Source organism: Leisingera sp. S232 (genome assembly GCF_049800895.1).
Lineage (GTDB): Bacteria > Pseudomonadota > Alphaproteobacteria > Rhodobacterales > Rhodobacteraceae > Leisingera.
Map to the genome: position 1 here is coordinate 1 of NZ_JBNAFX010000014.1, position 17628 is coordinate 17628.

Consider the following 17628-nt stretch of genomic DNA (forward strand, 5'->3'; position numbering starts at 1 on the left):
ACTAAGGCAGAACTGGATGGCCGCATCGGAGAAGGTCTCCGGTCGTCCGCGTTTGCCGCATCGCTCGGCGAACCAGGTCATGTCGCGGTCAAACCAGACCAGCAGAGAGCCGCGCTTTCGAAGTGATGCGTTATAGTTGGACCAGTTCGTTGTTCGATAGCGGGAAGAGGCAGGCTTCGGCATGCCGCCGATCTAACCTACGGGATTCGCAAAGTGAATCCTCTACGGCCTTTGTGCAACAACGCCGATCAAATCCGGCAACTACAAGGACTACAGCACTTCTCAGGAGGTCTTCATTGTCCAGTCCTTCATCGGATTCAATATCGAATAAATCGCAAAGTTTTTTTGCCCGCTCAACGACACTTAAAAAGGTATCGAGTGAATTTCCCAAATTTCAATTTCCTTGCTCAAACATCCAACTCCTCCACGAACTTCGCGTTTTCCTGAATATATTGGTAGCGGAGCTCGGGTTTTTTGCCCATCAACTGTTCGACCAGCTCGCCGGTCTCGCCGGGTTCGTCCTCGTCTATGGTGACGCGGATCAGCTTGCGGGTGGTGGGGTCCATCGTGGTCTCTTTCAAATCCTTGGCGTCCATTTCGCCAAGACCTTTGAAGCGGGAGACGTCGATCTTGCCCTTGCCGCCCAGACCCTTTTCCAGCCATTTGTCGCGCTCGGCCTCGTCCAGGCAGTAGACGCGGCGTGCACCCTGGGTCAGGCGGAACAGCGGCGGGCAGGCCAGATACAGGTGGCCGCCGTCGATCAAGGGCCGCATCTGGGTGAAGAAGAAGGTCATCAGCAATGACGCGATATGGGCGCCGTCGACATCCGCATCGGTCATGATGATGATCTTGTCATAGCGCAGATCATCAAGGTTGAATTTGGTGCCGGTGCCGACCCCAAGCGCTTCGCACAAGTCGCGGATTTCGGCGTTGGTGCTGATCTTGTTGGAGGCGGCTCCCAGTACGTTCAGGATCTTGCCCTTCAGAGGCAGCAGCGCCTGGTTGTTGCGGTTGCGCGCACCCTTGCCGGAGCCACCCGCCGAGTCGCCCTCGACGATGAACAATTCGGTGCCGGCGCGGTCTTTGGAGGTGCAGTCCGTCAGCTTGCCGGGCAGGCGCAGCTTCTTGGTGGCGGATTTGCGCTGGGTTTCTTTGTCCTGCTTGCGGCGCAGGCGTTCCTCGGCGCGCAGAACCAGGAAGTCGAGGATGGCGCCGGCCGATTTGGTGTCGGCGGCCAGCCAGTTGTCGAAATGGTCGCGGACCGAGTTTTCCACCATCTTGGCGGCAGCTTCGGTCGACAGGCGGTCCTTGGTCTGGCCGACAAAGGCGGGGTCGGCGATGAAGCAGGAGACCAGCGCGCAGCCGCCCGCCATCAGGTCGTCGCGGTTGATCTGGCCTGCCTTCTTGTTGCCGACCAGTTCGCCATACGCCTTGATGCCCTTGAGGATCGCAGCCCAGAAGCCGGTGACATGGGTGCCGCCTTCGGGCGTGGGGACGGTGTTACAGTAGGATTGGGTGAAGCCGTCGCGTGAGGGGGTCCAGTTGATCGCCCATTCGACATAGCCCGGCTCGCCGAATTTCTCACGGAATTCGATCTTGCCGGCAAATGGCGCGTCTGCATAGACGGCGGATTTGCCAAGGACTTCGGTCAGGTAATCCTTGAGGCCGCCGGGGAAATGGAAGGTGGCCTCTTGCGGGGTTTCACCGTCGTCGATTTCGGACTTCCAGCGGATTTCGACACCCGAGAACAGATAGGCCTTGGAGCGCACCAGGGTGAACAGGCGCTTGGGCTTGAAGCGGTGGGAGCCAAAGATCTGCTCGTCGGCGTGGAAGGTCACGAAGGTGCCGCGCTTGTTGGGCGCTGCGCCGATTTTCTCGACCGGGCCCAGTGGCAGGCCACGGGAGAAACGCTGCTCGAACAGTTCCTTGTTCTTGGCGACCTGCACCACCATGGAATCCGACAGCGCGTTCACCACCGAGGAGCCGACGCCGTGCAGACCGCCGGAGGTCTGATAGGCCTTGCCGGAGAACTTGCCGCCTGCGTGCAGGGTGCAGAGGATCACCTCCAGCGCGGATTTGTCCGGGAACTTGGGGTGCGGATCAATCGGGATGCCGCGGCCGTTATCCGAGATGGTGACGGCGTAGTCAGCATGCAGCGTTACCTCGATCCGGTTGGCGTGGCCTGCGACGGCTTCATCCATGGAGTTGTCGAGGATTTCCGCCACCATATGGTGCAGTGCGCGTTCATCGGTGCCGCCGATATACATGCCGGGGCGCTGGCGGACCGGTTCGAGGCCTTCCAGAACCTCGATAGAGGACGCGTCGTAGGTTTCCGATGCAGGCGTGCTGAGGAGGTCGTCGGCCATGTGCGGGAGCTGCTCTTCCTTGGTGTTGATTGCCAACCATTATGGCAGGTGTTGGGGGTGGGGGGAAGAGGCACGCAAGGGGCTGTGGATAAGATGGAGAGGCGCAGTAGGGGGCGCCGCAAGGCGGAGGCAGGCGGCAGGGCGGCCTGACCGGAACGCAGGGTTAATCGAACCAGAGTTTTCAGAATGCCGCAGTTTCGAGAATGTTGCTGCAGTTGCAGCTGTTGCAGGCTAAACCCCTGCCAAAGGCAGGCAAGAGGAGGGCGCGCAGGTGGCTGACAAAGGGATCAAGACGCAGGATTGGGCGGCGTTCCGGGTGGAGGCGCAGCGGATGCTGGATGCGGCGCTGGACCAGATGCAGGAGGCCGCACAGCGTCCTTGGCAGCCCGTGCCGGAGGATATTGATGCGCGCTATGCCGTGCGTGCCGAGGCGCAGGGGCCGCAGGCCGCGGTGAACCGGATCATTGCGGACGTGCTGCCCTATCATGGCGGCAATACCCATCCAAAGTTCTGGGGCTGGGTGCAGGGATCGGGGCTGGCCTCGGATCTGATCAGTTCGATGGCGGCAGCGGCGGTCAACGCCAATATGGGCGGGCGCGATCACGGGGCGAACTATATGGAACGCGCGGTGGTTGACTGGACGCGGGACAAGATGGGGATGCCAGAAAGCGCCAGCGGATTGCTGGTGACGGGCACCTCGCAGGCGACGGTGATTGCCTTTCAGGCGGCGCGTTTGCGGGTGTTGAAAGATGTGCGCAAGCAGGGCCAGGGCGATGTGCGGCTGACGGCCTATGCGGGCGAAGGCGTGCATAATGCGACGCTAAAGGCGGTGGAGCTGCTGGGCATCGGATCCGACAACCTGCGCAAGGTGCCGCTGAAGGACGGACAGCTGGACTGTGCCGCATTGGCGCGGATGGTGGTGGAAGACAAAGCTGCTGGTGCGCTGCCCTTTCTGGTGGTGGGCACCGCCGGGTCGGTGGATCTGGGGCTTTATGATGATTTGCATGCGCTGGCAGATGCGGCGGCGGATCTGGGGCTGTGGCTGCATGTGGACGGGGCCTTTGGCGCCTGGACGCGGATTGCGGCAGAACCCTACCGGTCTCTGTCCGATGGGATCGGCCGGGCCGACAGTATTGCGCTGGATTTCCACAAGTGGATGTATGTGGGCTATGACTGCGGCATGGCTTTGCTGCGCAACGAAGATGAGCATCGGGCAGCCTTTGCAGCGCGGCCTTCATATCTGGAGGGGGCTGAGCGCGGGCTGGCGGGCGGCGAGCCGTGGTTCTGCGACTATGGCATCGATCTGAGCCGCGGCAACCGGGCACTGAAGGTTTGGACGGCGCTGGAAACCTACGGCGAGACGGCATTCTCGGAGGCGATTACAGGAAATTGCGAGCTGGCGTCCTTTATGGCGGCGGAGGTTGAGGCGCAGTCCGTTATGGAGCTGGGGGCGCCGGTGGTGTCCAATGTCTGCGTGTTCACGGCGCGCAGTGACCTGCCGGAAGAAGCGCAATCGGCAGTGAATGCGCGGGTTGCTCAGACCCTGCAAGAAAGCGGTGAGGCGGTGTTTTCAACCACCAGGGCAGGCGGTCGGGTCATGCTGCGCGCCGCCATCACCAACCACCGCAGCCGCGAGGCAGATGTGCGCGCCGCCATTGCCGCGGTGGCACGTGAGGCGGCACGGTAAGGCTGCGTCCCAATCTTCTGTTGGCGTGGGCTGGCCAGAGCATACTTGTGTCTGCTCTGGCTCAGGACCGCTGCGGCATCCGTGAAGCCTGCGGCAGACCCGGAGCAAATGCCGCGCATAGGCCTGCATCTGGCCTGGCAGACAGGCGTCAGGCCGGTGTGCTTTCGTTGACAACGTCGGCGAAGGATTTGAAAAACTTCGCGGCAAGTTTCTTGGCGGTGCTCTGGATCAGGCGGCTGCCAAGCTGAGCGAGCTTGCCGCCGATTTCCGCCTTTGCCGCATAGCGCAGGATTGTTGTGTCGCCGTCGGCGGTCAATGTGACATCCGCGCCGCCTTTGGCATGGCCAGCTGCGCCGCCATTGCCTTGGCCGGACAGGGAAAAGGCATCCGGCGCGCCCGATTGGTCCAGGACGACATTGCCGCTGAACCGCGCCTTTACCGGGCCCATTTTCAGCACAACCTTTGCCTCCAGCTCTGTATCGGAATGTTTGATCAGCTCTTCACAGCCAGGGATGCATTGCTCAAGCACCTCGGGATTGTTCAGCGCCGCATAGACGCGCTCTTTGGGCGCATTTATGATTATTTCGTCGTTTAATTCCATGGGTTTATCCTTTTAGCAACAGGGGAATCTGATGTTTTTGGCGTGTTCCGGAGTCATTTCAACCTTCTTGAGCAGTCGCCGGATCCGCTTCAGGAATGAAATCATGTTGTCAGCTCCTGTGGCATTTTCATGAGCGTTGCGTTGGTTTGCGGACTGCCAGTATCCGCATGAAACCCGGGTGCGGACAGCGGTGCGCCCTGCAAATGTACAGGGCGGCGGGTGAAACACAGGCAGCCGTGTCAGCCACGGGCCGGGCCGATGTGCTGCCGCCTGACGCGGACCAGTTGCGCAAGAATGGAGAGCGCGATTTCCTCAGGTGTCACCGCACCCAGATCAAGACCTGCCGGTGCATGGACGGACTGGACCGCGTCAGGCGCAATGCCTGCGCCTTCAAGTTTTTCTGCCAGCGCGGCGAACTTGCGCGCACTGCCGACAAAGGCGGTATAGGCAGGGGGCTGTGACAGGACCGACTTCAAAGCCTCAAGATCGCCCTGGCCCTGTGTTGCAATGACGGCATAGCGCGGGCGCTGGGGTGCCGTTTCGGGGGAGAAAGAGGCTGTGACCGACCAGTGGAACTGCGGCGCAATCGCGGTGAGGGCTTGTGCCACAGGAGAGGCGCCCAGAACTGCCAGCTCCGGTATTGGCAGGCAGGGTTCGATAAAGATGTCGACAGTGCCTTTGGACGGGCATCCATTGCGTGCAAAGCGTATTCCGTCAAGCTCATCCCCTGCTGTCAGGCCCTTTTCCTTCAGCAGTTCTTCTGGCGCGACCGATATCAGTTGCGGCTTGCCCTGTTCGAGGGCCACCAGCGCGGCGCGTTTCACCGCCCCGAGGGTGCATCCGCCGCCAAGCCAGCCGTGAAGGAGGGTGCCTTCCGCACTCAGCAGCGCTTTGGCGCCGGGTTTTGCTGCGGTCAAACCGGCGGTGCGGATTATGGTGGCAAAGGCAAAGGGCAAATGCCGGTCGCGCAGTCGCTGCGCGGCATCGGCCAGGTCCGGGTTGAGGATTTCTGCAGGGCTCATAGGGATCCCAATTCTGTTTCAAGCGCGGCAAGGTCCGCAAGCGTGTTGGCTGGCCGGAACAGGTCGAGGTAGGGGATGGCCGCTGCCATTCCGCCGGCAATAGGCGCGTAGTCCTTCCAGGCTTTCAGAGGGTTGAGCCAGATGATCCTGCAGCCGCGCTTCCTGAGCTTTTGGAGCGCCGCCGCCAGATCTTTGGGCGGTTCGGTGTCATAGCCGTCCGACAGGATCATCACGACAGATCGCCCATCCACAAAGCGGCGGGCATATGTGCTGGCAAACTGCTGCAGCGACGGCCCGATTCTGGAGCCGCCGCCGAACCCATCCGCCATCAGTGACATCCGCCCGATGGCGCGCAGGGTGTCATTGTCGCGCAGCGCCTCTGTAATCCGCACAAGCCGGGTGTGGAACACATAGGCGTCGGCGTCCTTGTCGGCGCGCATCAGCCCGGCAAGAAAGGCGAGGAACACCTGTGCGTAGACGCTCATGGAGCCCGACACATCACAAAGCGCGACGATCCTGCGGCGGCGGTCCGGGCGTTTCTTGCGCAGCAGGCGCAGAGGTTCGCCGCCGGTTGCAAGGCTTTGGCGGATGGTCTTGCGAAAGTGCAGCCTGTCGCCTTTGCGAGCTGCGATCCGGCGCCGGGAGCGCCGGTCGCGCAAGGCGGCACCGATCCGGTGGGCCGCTGTTTCGGCTTCGGCAATCTCGCCGACGCCTATCAGATCGCGCAGATCGCAGCGGTTAAGATTGCGCAGCTGGGTTGCAATCAGCTTGCCGGTGCCATCCCCATCCGCATCGCCCTTGGCCGTGTCGGGAGCCGTGGCACTGCCGGAGGCGCCGACATCCTGGCCGGTTGGCTGGCGGGATGAATGCACGCCGCTGTCAATGGATGGCGGCGGTTTTGGCACGGTCTTTTGCTTTACCCGCCCTGCGTCCATCCAATAGCTGTCAAACAGGGCATCGAACCTGTCAGCTTCCTCCTTGCATCCGGTGCAGACCGCACGCAGTGCGCGCCGGCTCTCGTCGGTAGCAACCGGATTGATTTCAGCCAGCGCAGCTAATGAGAGCTCTGCCTCTGCCACCCCCAGACGCAGGCCATTTGCGCGCAGATGCGCAAGGAAGCCGGCAACACGTGCTGCCGGACCCGGGTCGCGCCCGGCGAATTTGGTGACCCGGCTCATGCGGCCTTGCCTGCGATGCGCGCGGCCACTTCGGGGGAGACCTGCGCCCGATCGCTTTGGGTTTTCAGAAGGGTGGTCAGGGTCGCATGCAGGACGGCCGGGTCTGCTGTCAGATCGGCGATGCCCAGCCCCATCAGGGCCGCCGCAAAATCCAGCATCTCTGCGATGCCGGGTGTCTTCTCCAGCTCTTCGCCGCGCAGTTTCTGGACGAAGCCGACCACCTGTTCCCCAAGCCGTGCCTCGATCTGAGGGCAGCGGGCCTGAAGGATGGCAAGTTCGGTCTGGATGTCCGGATAGCCGACATAGCTGTAAAGGCAGCGGCGGCGCAAAGCGTCGGACAAGTCGCGCGTGCCGTTTGAGGTGAGGATGACAATGGGCTTGCTGGTGGCGGTGATGGTTCCCAGCTCCGGCACAGACACCTGATAGTCGGACAAGACCTCCAGCAGATAGGCCTCGAACTCTTCGTCCGCGCGGTCGATCTCATCGATCAGCAGGACCGGTGGTGTGCTTTGCGTGATTGCGGCCAGCAGGGGGCGCTCCAGCAGGAAGTCGCGGGAGAAGATCCTGTCCTCAACTGTCTTGCCGGTTTCACCATCCTCAGCTGCTGCGCGGATCGTCAGCAGCTGCCGCTGGTAATTCCACTCATAGATCGCCTGCGATGCGTCCAGGCCTTCGTAGCATTGCAGGCGGATCAGCTTTGTGCCGCGTGCCGCGCTGAGGGTCCGGGCGATTTCGGTTTTCCCCACACCTGCCGCCCCTTCCAGCAGAAGCGGGCGGCCGAGTGCAAGCGCCAGGTGCAGTGCGACAGACAGGTCGTCCGAGGCAATATAGCCCTGTCCGCCAAGGGTGGATTGTAAGTTGGTCCAGGTCATGCAGGTCTCCTGCAGGGCGGTCGGGGCACCGCCCTGCCATTTGCGCCTAGCCGTGCAGGCCAAGTTCGTTGGCAGTCTTCCAGATGCGCCAGTGATCATGGGGCATGTTGGTGTGGCGCAGACCAAAGGCCCGGAAGGCGTCATGCACCGCATTCGAAAAGCACGGCACGCCGCCAACATGGGGGCTTTCGCCGACGCCCTTGGCCCCGATCGGATGATGCGGCGAGGGGGTGACGGTGTAGTCGGTCTCGTAGTTGGGAACCTCCCATGCCGTCGGCAGGAAGAAGTCCATCAGCGTTCCCGTCTTCACGTTGCCCATGTCGTCATAGGCGATCTCTTGCCCCAGAGCGACGGCGAGCGCCTCGGTCAGGCCGCCGTGAACCTGGCCCTCGATGATCATCGGGTTGATCCGGGTGCCGCAGTCGTCCAGGGCATAAAAGCGGCGGATATCGGTGACACCGGTGTCCACGTCGATGTCCATGACGCAGACATAGGCCCCGAACGGGTAGGTCATATTCGGCGGGTCGTAGTAGCTGACCGCCTCTAGCCCCGGCTCAATCCCCGGAATTGCCTGATTGTAGGCGGCAAAGGCGATTTCCTTCATCGTCTTGAATTTCTCAGGCGCGCCTTTGACCACGAAACGGTCGACATCGAATTCGACGTCATCGTCATGGACTTCCATCAGGTAGGCCGCGATCATCTGCGCCTTGGCGCGAATTTTGCGCCCTGCCATCGCCGTGGCCGCCCCGGCCACCGGGGTTGATCGGGAGCCATAGGTGCCAAGCCCGTAGGGCGCGGTGTCGGTGTCGCCTTCCTCGATGGTGATGCTGTCGGCGGGCAGGCCGATTTCCGATGCCAGGATCTGCGCAAAGGTCGTGGCGTGCCCCTGGCCCTGGCTGATCGTGCCCAGCCGGGCAATGGCGGAGCCGGTAGGGTGGATGCGGATTTCGCAGCTGTCGAACATGCCAAGGCCAAGGATGTCGCAGTTCTTGACCGGACCCGCCCCGACGATTTCCGTAAAGAAGCTGAGGCCGACCCCCATCAGCTTACGGGTTTTGCCAGCCTTGAAGTCCTCCACGCGCTGGGCCTGCTCGGCGCGCAAACCGTCATAGTCCACGGCTTTCAGGGCCTTTTCCCAAGCCGTGTGGTAGTCACCGGAGTCGTATTCCCAGCCAAGCGCCGCCTGATAGGGGAACTGCTCCTTCTTGATGAAATTGATGCGGCGCAGTTCGGCGGCGTCCATGTTCAGCTCAATGGCCAGAACTTCGATCATCCGCTCGATGAAATACACAGCCTCTGTCACCCGGAAGGAGCAGCGGTAGCTGACGCCGCCCGGGGCTTTGTTGGTATAGGCGCCATCGACCTGGAGGTAGGCGGTTGGAATGTCATAAGACCCAGTGCAGATGTTCATGAAGCCTGCGGGGAATTTGGTGGGGTCGGCGCAGGCGTCAAAGCCGCCGTGGTCGGCTGTCACATGGCAGTGAAGCCCGGTGATCTTGCCGTCTTTGGTGGCGCTGATCCGGCCCTTCATCCAGTAATCACGCGCAAAGGCGGTGGTCATGAGATTGTCCATCCGGTCTTCGATCCACTTGACCGGCTTGCCGGTCACAATGGAGGCCACAACCGAGCAGACATAGCCGGGATAAGCGCCCACCTTGTTGCCAAAGCCACCGCCGATATCCGGTGAGATCACGCGGATGTTGTGTTCCTCGATCCCTGAAATCAGGCTGACCACGGTGCGGATCGCGTGCGGTGCCTGGAAGGTGCCCCAAAGCGTCAGCTTGCCGTTGACCTTGTCCATCGACGCCACACAGCCGCAGGTTTCCAGCGGGCAGGGGTGGGTGCGGTGGTAATACATGGTTTCTTCGGCCACCACCTCGGCATTGGCGAGGACTTCTTCTGTCGGGTTTTTGTCACCTGCTTCCCAGGTGAAAATGTGGTTGTGGTGCTTGCGCGGGCCATGGGCGCCGTCCACCGGATTGCCGTTTTCGTCAACCGTGTCTTCGCGCAGCACCACGTCGGATTTCAGCGCCTCGAAAGGGTCCACCAGAACCGGAAGCTCTTCGTATTCGACCTCAACCGCTTCGATGCCATCCGCCGCGGCATAGCGGTCCTCGGCGACGACAAAGGCGACCTCCTGTCCCTGGAACAGCACCTTGCCGTCGGCCAGCACCATTTGCTTGTCGCCTGCCAGGGTCGGCATCCAGTGCAGGCCCAGCGGCTCCAGGTCCTTTGCCGTCAGCACCGCCAGAACGCCGGGAACCTCCAGCGCGGCGGCGGTGTCAATGCGGGTGATCCGGGCGTGCGCGTAAGGCGACCGAACAAAGTCGCCGAACAACATGCCATCCAGTTTCAAGTCGTCGACATAGTTGCCCTTGCCCTGCGTGAAGCGTGCATCTTCGACCCGCTTGCGCGAGCAGCCCATGCCTTTGAGGTTTTCAGCCCGTTCTTTGCGGCTTGCCACTTCGTCTTTCATTCCGCCGCCTCCTTGGCTGCATTCATTTCCGCTGCTGCGGCCTGAATGGATTTCACAATGTTCTGATACCCGGTGCAGCGGCAGATATTGCCCGCCATGCCAAAGCGGATTTCTTCTTCTGTTGGAGTGGGGTTCTCTTCCAGCAGCTTGGTTGCGCGGGTGATCATGCCCGGGGTGCAATAGCCGCACTGCAGGCCGTGATGCTCTTTGAACGCCTCTTGCAGCGGGTGCAGCGCATCCGGGCTGCCAATGCCTTCGATGGTGGTGATGTCCTTGCCGTCTGCCTGGGCCACGAACATGGTGCAGGATTTCACCGACTTGCCGTCAATGGTCACGGTGCAGGCGCCGCAATGGGAGGTTTCGCAGCCGATATGCGGACCGGTGACATTCAGCCGCTCGCGCAGCGTGTAAATCAGAAGCTCGCGCGGCTCGGCGAGGAATTCCTCTTCCTTGCCGTTTACGGTGATTTTGTAGTGTTGTTTCTGTGACATGAAATTTCCCCTCAGGCACGCGACCAGGCGCGTGTGATGGCCCGGCGCAAGATCACGCCTGCAACATGTTTCTTGAAGGCAACGGGACCGCGGTTGTCCTCTGTCGGGTCGATATCATCCAGCATCGCTGCGACGGCAGCGCTGAGCGCCGCATTATCAACCGATGTGCCGGCAAGGGCGGCGCCGGCGGCTTCGCAATAGACCGGTGTGTCGCTGAGGTTGGTCATCGCGATTGAGGCCGAAGCGCAGGCTGCGCCGTCTTTCACGATTTGAACGGCGGCGGCAGCGGTGGCGTAGTCGCCGATTTTCCGCTTCTGCTTTTCATAGGCATAGCCCCCCTTGGGCAGCGGGATGGAGATCGCTGTCAGGACCTCTTGGTCTTCGCGTGCGGTCATATAGGCGGCTTCGTAAAAATCCCGAGCGGCGATCTCGCGCTCGCCATCCGGGCCAACCACGGTAAAGGCTGCATCAAGGCACTGCATCAGGCCGGGCATGTCGTTGCCGGGATCGCCGTTTGCCACATTGCCGCCGACAGTGCCCATGTAGCGGACCTGAGGATCCGCGATTTGCAATGCGGCCTCGCGCAGGATCGGTGCGGTTTGTGCAAGGTCGGGGTGATCGATAATGGCGGCTTGGGTCACCATTGCGCCGATGCGGATGGCATCCGCGCCGATCTCGATCCCGGACAAGCCGTCGACATCCTGCAGGTCGATCAGGTGCTGCACGTCAGCCATGCGCAGTTTCATCATCGGGATCAGGCTGTGACCGCCCGCCATGACGCGCGCCTCATCGCCGTGTTCTTCAAGGATGGACAGCACTGCGGCCATATCTTTGGGCCTATAATATTCAAATGCCGCTGGAATCATTGGCACTCCTCCCTTCATGCGAATGTTCTGGCTGAGGGAGATGACTGCATAGGCCCGTGTGCGAGGGCTTCAGAATTTCAATGAAAACCCGGTAATTCGCACGAAATGCGTCTTAGGTTGCACGAACTGCGCCGGCCTGCGACGCAAGGGCATCCTGAATGGTTCTGAGTTTGGAGCGGCTGACCGGAGCAGGCGGCAGTTCGTCGCCGTCAAAGAGGCAGCGGCCCTTGTCCTTGGTCCGTTCGAACCTGGCAACGCGCTGCGGATTCACCAGATAGCTTCTGTGTGTCTGCAAAAAGCCGGCGGGCAACAGCCGCTTGGCGGCTTCTGTCACGGGCCAGACGCAAAACAGGCGGTCTTTTTCTGTGTAGACTTGGGTGTAATGCCCGTCCGCCCGGACAAACAGAACGTCCTCGGCGGAGATAAAGACTTTGCCGCCATCCCGTTCGCAGGGAATTTGCAGCAGCGGCTGTGCAGCTTCCGGTGCCGGACTGGCTGCGGGCGCGGCATCCTGATGTTTGGGGGCGGGCAGGTAGGTCACGCTGACCCACAGGCAGGCGCCGAACATGATGAAACTGAAGAATATCACGCCGAGCGCGAGAGTCTCATTGCTCATCAATGGGCCGAACTCGGCGCTGCTTGGAACGGCAGCGAACCTGGTGCCGGCCATGGCCAGGAAGTGAACACTGCAGACGGCGGCGGCAAAACAGATCGTTCCCAGGACGATGTGCCTGTTTGTTCGTTGCCCGTAAGCAATCCCGAAGGCCAGCATGCAAAGCGCGATTGCGGCGACAGAAGACAGGATGACGCCAGCGGGCGTATAGACCGCGCGGCACAGTTCCAGCCCGGCCATGCCGATATAATGCATCGCCAGAATCCCAACCCCGACCAGGCCACCCGCCATTGCAATTGTCAGGCGGCTGCGGCCGGTGAAGTGAAGCAGGATGAGAGCGGCTCCGACAATCAGGATTGCCACCAGCGCGGAAACAAGGGTGATCGCGGCATCATAGTAGAACAGGACCGGCATCTGCAGCCCCAGCATCGCTACGAAATGCATCGCCCAGATGCCGCCGCCCAGGGCCACTGCAGCCAGGCTGACCGAAGCCTTCTTGTGGAAGACCGGCTTGGCCGCGAGGTCGCGTGTCATCGACAATCCGGTGAAGCCGGCCACCAGGGCTACCAGGCAGGACATGGCGACGAGTAAGACATTGTGGCTGGTGTCAAGAAGATCCATGTGCGCAAGCTGACCAAAAAAGCCGGTGATTAGCAAACATAACGATGAGCAAGGCGGATCAAATTTACCGTATGCAGGGGCTGCCAGCCGCCTGGGGACATGCCTGCAGTGTTTTTTTGCAGTGTCTTGGGGCTTCTGTGCAGCTGCACGCCGCGGGCTGCAAAGGTGAAATATGGTCTTGCCCGTGCAATAGCCCATTGGGCGCGGTTTTTGTCAGGGCGTCTTTAGCTGCTGAATGATAACGTGTTAAGTTATGTACGATGCAGACAGGGAGAGATGGATGGCTTGGATCAAAACGGTTGAATATGCATCAGCGTCGGGCAAGCTGAAGAAGCTGTATGACCGTCTTAAGGGGGCGGGTCCGGTTGAGCGTATCGACAACATCATGATGGTGCATTCCCTGCGGCCGCATTCGATGGAGGGCCATATGGCGCTTTACAAGAATGTGCTGCATCACTCCGGCAACCAGGTTCCCAAGTGGTTTCTGGAGGTGCTTGGGGTCTGGGTGTCCAGTCTCAATGACTGCGGATATTGTGTTGAACATCACTTTGCGGGCTTGCAGCAGCTGTTGGGCGATGAGCCGCGGGGGCTGGCGATCCGGGCGGCGATCGAGGCGCGCATGCCGGAAACCGCACCGCTGGAGCCTGCGCAGATTCTGGCGATGGGCTATGCGCGCAAACTGACCGAAGCGCCTGCCAGTGTGAGCGAAGACGATGTGGCAGCATTGCGCGCGGCGGGGGTCGAGGATGGTGAAATCCTGGAGATCAATCAGGTGACGGCCTATTTTTCCTATGCCAACCGGACGGTGCTGGGTCTGGGATGTTCGACCAGAGGCGATGTGCTGGGGCTGAGCCCGAATAATTCGGAGAACTCCGATGACTGGGGGCATACCTAGGGGCGCTGCCCCTCGGCCATGGCGGGCCTCACCCCGGGGGATTTGAGACCAGAAAGAAGCAGGCGGCTTGTTGGGCGGTGTTTTTGCTGCGTGAAGGGCGTATCTTTTGTTGCAGGTCAGCCCGGTGTGGCAGCATCTGCCAGCCAGCGGCGAAATCGATTTCAAGGACCGCTCCTGGTATAATCTGGCGAGGGGAAGCGGATGCCGGTATGGTCCGCTATCCGGCTGTAACAAGGCTGTATCTAGCTCATGCAGGCAGAGCAGTGGCGGCGGTTTTCCTTGTACAGGGCCGATCCGCTGAAACAGTGGAAGCTGCCGTTGGTCCGTAGGGCCTTGCTGGATTATCCGGGCAAGAACCCGGAGTTTGCGCAGGCACTGGTGCCCCTGATTGTTGGCCAGGCGTGTCAGGTAATCCAACAGCCGGGTTACATCCTGGGCTAGGTGCTGCACCTGGAGCAAATGGGCGCGCTGATCCTTGCCTGCCGAACGGGCCGACGCTTGCGGGGCTGTGCGGCAAGGCTTAGACCTTGGGCCATGAAACATTTTCTTCCTTTGCTTGCGTTTGCATTTCTGCCCCCGCAGGGAGCCGTGGCACATCCGCATATCTTTGTTGAGACCGGGGTGAAGCTTGAGATTTCGAAGGACGGGCTGTTGCAGGCAGTGGAGATCACCTGGGCCTATGATGAATTTTATTCTCTGCTGATCTTTGAGGACCGGGGGCTGGACGGTGACTATGACGGGACGCTGACCCAACAGGAGCTGGCGCAGCTGCAGGGGTTCGACCTGGCTTGGAGCGCGGGATTTCAGGGGGACACCTATCTGACCCGGGCAGGTGAGGCGCTGGGCTTGGGTGCGCCGGAGCATCTGTCGACCGAAGTGACCGATGGGCGGATCACCACAAGACACCGGCGCAGGCTGGCAGAGCCGCAGGCCGCAGATGGGATCGTGATCAAGGCCTATGATCCGACCTACTACACGGCTTACACCGTGAACCAGGGGCTGGAGATTTCTGGCGGCTGCCAGGGCAGCATTACGCCGCCGGATCTGGACCAGGCGTATACCCTGGTGGAGGAGCTGCTGTACGCGATGCCGACAGATCAGGCCGAGGCGGCCTATCCGGAAGTGGGCGAGGCCTTTGCCGATACAATCCGCTTGAGATGTGGCGCATAAGGTGAAGTTTTTATTAACAATAGCAGCATTCTGCATGGCTGCCCTTGCGGTCTGGCTCTGGGGTTTTGATGGGGCAGGCGCGGTTTCTGCCTGGGCGGCGGAAGGCCAGCGCGAGGTGCAGACTGCGATGGCGCGTGGGCTCAGGGCGTTACGGGCAGGTGAGCCGGGGGCGTTGATGGCGCTGTTGTCCCTGTGCTTTGCCTACGGGTTCTTTCACGCCGCCGGGCCGGGGCATGGCAAGCTGGTGATCGGTGGTTATGGCATGGGCAAGCCTGTGCCTTTGACGCGACTGGCGGGGCTGGCACTGGTGTCTTCGCTGGCGCAGGCGGCAACCGCAGTGTTGTTGGTCGCGGGTGGGCTGATGCTGCTGGATTGGGGGCGCGAGCAGCTGACCAGTGCCGCAGAGGATGTGCTGGCGCCGGTGTCCTACGGGCTGATTGCGCTTGTGGGGCTGTGGCTGCTGGTACGGGGCGGGCGGCGGCTGCTGGCAAGCTGGGCGATTCCAGCGAAAGTGCATGCAGGTCACACTCACCATCACGGTCACAGTCATGACGACGGGGTCTGTACCTCCTGCGGGCACCGGCATGGGCCGACGATGGAAGAGGCTGCCAGTGTTCATTCCCTGCGGGACGCGCTGGCGATTGTCGGTGCGGTGGCGCTGCGACCCTGCACCGGGGCGGTGTTCCTGCTGCTCTTGACCTGGCGCATGGGTGTGCTGTGGGCCGGGATCGCCGGGGCCTTTGCCATGGGGCTGGGTACAGCAACGGTGACTGTGGCGGTGGCAGCTGCCACGGTGACCCTGCGCAAGGGTGCGCTGGCGCAGATGGAAGGAACCGGCGCGTTGCGGGCAGCGGCCCTGCTGGAGATCCTGGCGGGCGCCGTGGTGGCAGTGCTGGCCAGCCAGATCATGCTGCGGGCGTTGTGAGAGGGGCAGGCGAAGGCAGTGGGTGAATGGCACCCACGTGACCTCATCGCTTTGCCGTTTGTGTCGGGCGCGGTTTAGGGAATGCTCTCAACCAGACAACCTTGCTTTGACCTTTTTACTAACCATTGGGCCGGTTACCAGAGAAAGCGAGATGCGGCATCTGAAGCGCGCAGCAAGCAGGGAAATTGGCGGCATTTTTCAGTCCGGTTGTTTTTTGGCAGGGTGATACAGTCCTGCCGTGGCAAGGGGCTGTAAAGAGCCCATCGAGTAGAATGCTGCAGCGCCGCTAAAGGATTGCCTGGTCATGGTTTTGACTGCAGGCGGAACTCTTCAATTTGATGGAAGTTCTTTGTACCCTTTGAAAACCAGCAAAGCACCAACGCCCAAAAGACCCAAAGCACTCAGCTTCTCGATACTGAAACGGCCGGAAAGGGTTTTTTGAAATGCGTACATTGCAATAAGTGCGTATCCGAAGATGAAAGCAGCATCCAGGCCCACAAAAATCGCTCCATAGATCAATGATTGCATTGCAACGCTGTGCTCTGGAGAGATGAAACCGGGGAAAAGCGCAACGAAAAAGACAATGGCCTTGGGGTTCGTCACGCATGCAAAGAACCCGGCAAAGAAAGTTGCCTTGGGAACCGTGCCGACGTGTGCCGGTGCTTGTTTTGTGGTTGCCGAGCTACGCAGCGATTGCCAAGCGAGAAACAAAATAAAGACACCGCCTGCGATCTGGAGATAAGGCAGGATGATTTCAGACATTGCCATCAGCGTTTGAAGACTTGCAACCGCGATCAGTATGTGGATGACCGATCCAAGGGCATCCCCCGCAACCGTAACCGCCGCAGCGCGTGGCCCGAACCTGACCGCCTGCGATGATGCAAGTGCGACAGAGGGTCCAGGAGTGACCACAATCAGCAGTGTCGCTGTCAAAAAGCTCATGAATAGAAGCGTATCCATGATCCCACCTGCCGTGAATGATTTGCGCCGAAGCTATGCCGAACAGGGAACAGGGTCGAGTGGGAAAATTCAAACCTATAAGCCCGGATTCTCTATAGGTAATTTGTGTAGAGGGTTCATAGCCGACAAGCCAGCCGCTTGTTTTAGCGGCAGAAAAGTCCTGCGGTCTGGACATTGACCCTTCGTGCTCCGAAGGTCGGATCTACCTATGGGCCAGCTATGCGGATTTACTCTGTCAACGCATCCTCCAGCATTGCAAACAGCGGCGACAGGGTCAGATGCGCGGACATCAGGGCGGCCATCGGGGCGGCTTGCTCCTGCGCGGTCATTTCGTGCCACAGTGTCAGCGATTTGCGGCGCAGCTGGGGGCCGTGGGGATGCGCTTTGCCATAGGGGGCGGGGACGCGTTTCAGTTCCGGCTCCTTGGCTGCAAAACCGCCAAGCGCCAGCACGCCGAGGAGGGCTGAGACCTCATCCCCCCATGCGCCGTCCAGGGCTGTGCGCCAGCGGGCGGTTTGCTGCGGTGAAAAACCCATGATGCCGCCGCCGACGGTGCAGTAATCGGGGGCGATGCCGAGGAACAGGGCGCAGCCTGCGCCGTTCACCGTCCACATCATGTGCAGATGGGTGTTGTAGGGGGTCTTGTCTTTGGAAAACCGCACATCGCGCTGGGGGCGGAACAGTTTGGTTGCAACCGTGGCGCCGCTGCGTTTGGACACCGCTTGGGCAACCTCGTCCAGCAGCAGCCGGGCGGGTGACTTGAGCTGTGTTTCGTATTGCGCCCTGTGGTCGTTGAACCATTCCCGGCTGTTGTTCTGCGCCAGCCCGGCCAGAAAGGCATGGGCATCGGGGATCAGCTGGGTGAAAACGTCGGGCATCAAGGGC

The 17628-nt window shown here is 61.0% G+C and carries 16 protein-coding genes; 4 read left to right on the forward strand and 12 right to left on the reverse strand.

Translation table 11 applies throughout. The features are described from left to right. Positions 1 to 183 (reverse strand): transposase (locus ACP151_RS10460; protein WP_424976771.1); only part of this gene is annotated, 183 nt, incomplete at its 3' end. Between the two features lie 224 nt (positions 184 to 407). Beyond that, positions 408 to 2366 carry a DNA topoisomerase IV subunit B gene (gene parE / locus ACP151_RS10465; RefSeq protein ID WP_424978847.1) on the reverse strand — a complete coding sequence of 653 codons (1959 nt, stop codon included), beginning with the start codon at positions 2364 to 2366 and terminating at the stop codon, positions 408 to 410. Positions 2367 to 2637: 271 nt separating this feature from the next. On the opposite strand from parE, the gene ACP151_RS10470 reads away from it, so the two are divergent. Further along, entirely contained in the window at positions 2638 to 4053 is a 1416-nt protein-coding gene (locus ACP151_RS10470) for a pyridoxal phosphate-dependent decarboxylase family protein (RefSeq protein WP_424978848.1), read from the forward strand. 148 nt (positions 4054 to 4201) lie between these two features. Here ACP151_RS10470 and ACP151_RS10475 read toward each other — a convergent pair whose 3' ends face one another. From ACP151_RS10475 to ACP151_RS10510, 8 genes are all read right to left on the reverse strand, one after another. Continuing rightward, positions 4202 to 4654 carry a CoxG family protein gene (locus ACP151_RS10475; protein ID WP_424978849.1) on the reverse strand — a complete coding sequence of 151 codons (453 nt, stop codon included), beginning with the start codon at positions 4652 to 4654 and terminating at the stop codon, positions 4202 to 4204. A gap of 239 nt (positions 4655 to 4893) precedes the next feature. Continuing rightward, positions 4894 to 5676 carry an XdhC family protein gene (locus tag ACP151_RS10480; protein WP_424978850.1) on the reverse strand — a complete coding sequence of 261 codons (783 nt, stop codon included), beginning with the start codon at positions 5674 to 5676 and terminating at the stop codon, positions 4894 to 4896. Further along, positions 5673 to 6854: a vWA domain-containing protein gene (locus ACP151_RS10485; RefSeq protein ID WP_424978851.1), complete on the reverse strand. Its 1182-nt coding sequence runs from the start codon at positions 6852 to 6854 to the stop codon at positions 5673 to 5675. The genes ACP151_RS10480 and ACP151_RS10485 overlap by 4 nt, the downstream gene beginning before the upstream one ends. Continuing rightward, entirely contained in the window at positions 6851 to 7726 is an 876-nt protein-coding gene (locus tag ACP151_RS10490) for an AAA family ATPase (protein ID WP_424978852.1), read from the reverse strand. Before ACP151_RS10490 ends, ACP151_RS10485 begins: the two co-directional genes overlap by 4 nt. A 46-nt stretch (positions 7727 to 7772) precedes the next feature. Continuing rightward, a complete protein-coding gene (locus ACP151_RS10495) occupies positions 7773 to 10202 on the reverse strand; it encodes an aerobic carbon-monoxide dehydrogenase large subunit (RefSeq protein ID WP_424978853.1) in 2430 nt (809 codons plus the stop codon). Beyond that, a complete protein-coding gene (locus ACP151_RS10500; protein ID WP_424978854.1) occupies positions 10199 to 10693 on the reverse strand; it encodes a (2Fe-2S)-binding protein in 495 nt (164 codons plus the stop codon). The genes ACP151_RS10495 and ACP151_RS10500 overlap by 4 nt, the downstream gene beginning before the upstream one ends. 11 nt (positions 10694 to 10704) lie before the next feature. Then, positions 10705 to 11559 (reverse strand): FAD binding domain-containing protein, encoded by an 855-nt coding sequence (locus tag ACP151_RS10505; RefSeq protein ID WP_424978855.1) that lies wholly within the window; start codon positions 11557 to 11559, stop codon positions 10705 to 10707. A gap of 112 nt (positions 11560 to 11671) precedes the next feature. Continuing rightward, positions 11672 to 12793, reverse strand: coding sequence for an MHYT domain-containing protein (locus ACP151_RS10510; protein ID WP_424978856.1), 1122 nt, complete (start codon positions 12791 to 12793; stop codon positions 11672 to 11674). A 280-nt stretch (positions 12794 to 13073) separates the two neighbouring features. Here ACP151_RS10510 and ACP151_RS10515 point away from each other — a divergent pair, with 280 nt between their 5' ends. The 3 genes from ACP151_RS10515 (at position 13074) to ACP151_RS10525 (ending at position 15783) form a co-directional block, all read left to right on the forward strand. After that, positions 13074 to 13688 (forward strand): carboxymuconolactone decarboxylase family protein, encoded by a 615-nt coding sequence (locus ACP151_RS10515; protein ID WP_424978857.1) that lies wholly within the window; start codon positions 13074 to 13076, stop codon positions 13686 to 13688. A gap of 534 nt (positions 13689 to 14222) precedes the next feature. After that, positions 14223 to 14858, forward strand: coding sequence for a DUF1007 family protein (locus tag ACP151_RS10520; RefSeq protein WP_424978858.1), 636 nt, complete (start codon positions 14223 to 14225; stop codon positions 14856 to 14858). 34 nt (positions 14859 to 14892) lie between these two features. Next, on the forward strand, positions 14893 to 15783 hold the full coding sequence (locus ACP151_RS10525) for a nickel/cobalt transporter (RefSeq protein WP_424978859.1): 891 nt from the start codon (positions 14893 to 14895) through the stop codon (positions 15781 to 15783). A gap of 330 nt (positions 15784 to 16113) precedes the next feature. On the opposite strand, the gene ACP151_RS10530 is transcribed toward ACP151_RS10525, so the two are convergent. Further along, on the reverse strand, positions 16114 to 16743 hold the full coding sequence (locus ACP151_RS10530) for a LysE family translocator (protein ID WP_424978861.1): 630 nt from the start codon (positions 16741 to 16743) through the stop codon (positions 16114 to 16116). A gap of 227 nt (positions 16744 to 16970) precedes the next feature. Beyond that, positions 16971 to 17621: a TIGR02453 family protein gene (locus ACP151_RS10535; RefSeq protein WP_424978862.1), complete on the reverse strand. Its 651-nt coding sequence runs from the start codon at positions 17619 to 17621 to the stop codon at positions 16971 to 16973. Between the last annotated feature and the right edge of the window lie 7 nt (positions 17622 to 17628).

Bases quoted from the DNA above. Each gene is read 5' to 3' on its own strand.
- parE (WP_424978847.1), bottom strand. From the start codon at position 2,366: ATGGCCGACGACCTCCTCAGCACGCCTGCATCGGAAACCTACGACGCG.
- ACP151_RS10475 (WP_424978849.1), bottom strand. From the start codon at position 4,654: ATGGAATTAAACGACGAAATAATCATAAATGCGCCCAAAGAGCGCGTC.
- ACP151_RS10480 (WP_424978850.1), bottom strand. From the start codon at position 5,676: ATGAGCCCTGCAGAAATCCTCAACCCGGACCTGGCCGATGCCGCGCAG.
- ACP151_RS10485 (WP_424978851.1), bottom strand. From the start codon at position 6,854: ATGAGCCGGGTCACCAAATTCGCCGGGCGCGACCCGGGTCCGGCAGCA.
- ACP151_RS10490 (WP_424978852.1), bottom strand. From the start codon at position 7,726: ATGACCTGGACCAACTTACAATCCACCCTTGGCGGACAGGGCTATATT.
- ACP151_RS10495 (WP_424978853.1), bottom strand. From the start codon at position 10,202: ATGAAAGACGAAGTGGCAAGCCGCAAAGAACGGGCTGAAAACCTCAAA.
- ACP151_RS10500 (WP_424978854.1), bottom strand. From the start codon at position 10,693: ATGTCACAGAAACAACACTACAAAATCACCGTAAACGGCAAGGAAGAG.
- ACP151_RS10505 (WP_424978855.1), bottom strand. From the start codon at position 11,559: ATGATTCCAGCGGCATTTGAATATTATAGGCCCAAAGATATGGCCGCA.
- ACP151_RS10510 (WP_424978856.1), bottom strand. From the start codon at position 12,793: ATGGATCTTCTTGACACCAGCCACAATGTCTTACTCGTCGCCATGTCC.
- ACP151_RS10515 (WP_424978857.1), top strand. From the start codon at position 13,074: ATGGCTTGGATCAAAACGGTTGAATATGCATCAGCGTCGGGCAAGCTG.
- ACP151_RS10520 (WP_424978858.1), top strand. From the start codon at position 14,223: ATGAAACATTTTCTTCCTTTGCTTGCGTTTGCATTTCTGCCCCCGCAG.
- ACP151_RS10525 (WP_424978859.1), top strand. From the start codon at position 14,893: ATGGCTGCCCTTGCGGTCTGGCTCTGGGGTTTTGATGGGGCAGGCGCG.
- ACP151_RS10530 (WP_424978861.1), bottom strand. From the start codon at position 16,743: ATGGATACGCTTCTATTCATGAGCTTTTTGACAGCGACACTGCTGATT.
- ACP151_RS10535 (WP_424978862.1), bottom strand. From the start codon at position 17,621: ATGCCCGACGTTTTCACCCAGCTGATCCCCGATGCCCATGCCTTTCTG.